Origin of the sequence: Asaia sp. SF2.1 (assembly GCF_000505765.1) — a bacterium.
Classification (GTDB): Bacteria; Pseudomonadota; Alphaproteobacteria; order Acetobacterales; family Acetobacteraceae; genus Asaia; species Asaia bogorensis.
Window position 1 is genome coordinate 213,485 of the sequence record NZ_AYXS01000034.1, and the last position, 710, is coordinate 214,194.

Annotated in this window: 1 pseudogene; it reads right to left on the minus strand. The window is 57.3% G+C overall.

Annotated features, from left to right (window positions below):
* Nucleotides 1-165: 165 nt before the first annotated feature.
* Nucleotides 166-710, minus strand: a pseudogene (locus P792_RS37685) (TonB-dependent receptor); the annotation flags it as partial.

Here is a 710-nt window from a genome sequence, read left to right on the forward strand (position 1 = left end):
CGACAGCTTCAACCAGATCGGGTTTATCGTGATCGGGCTGTTCGTGCTGGCCTGGATGCTGTCCCTGATTTTCAGCCGGGTCGACGCACGGCGCAAAAACTGACGAAGGGCTTACGGTATCGGCGCGCCGGTGGTCGCAAGTACAACCACCGGCGGGCGTTGCGTTCAGAAATGGGCGCCAATGCGCATCTGAAAGGCACGACCAATAAGCGCCTCGTAGTAACGGCCCACGCTATAGATGCCTGCATCGCGTGGCAGGGCGTCGGTGATATTGTTTACCACGAAGCTGGTCGAGAAATGCTCGGTTACGGCATAATCGAGTGAGAGATTGAAATAGGCGAAGGCCGGGCGTTTGTTGCCCTCATAACGCGTGGTCGGCACCTGAAGGGCCACGAGGCTCGGGCCATACCAGATGGTCTGCCACTGGGCGTTGAAGGGGCCACGTATCCACGTGGTGTTGAGCGTGAAATTGTCATTGGGCGCAGCAATATTACCCGAAAGCAGATAGGTGCTTCCGGCATAATTGCGCGCGCTCTTGACGTAATGCACGTAGTTGCCCCGAAGGTCGATTGCCCCCGAGCTCTCAGGCAGACCCAGACGGGAGAGGGGTGTGTTATACTCTATCGTCGTTTGAAGGGCCTGGGTCTCGTAGCTGGCGATATTATAGTAGCCGGAGCGGAAAGAGGAAATTTGCCCCGATGAATCCCGGG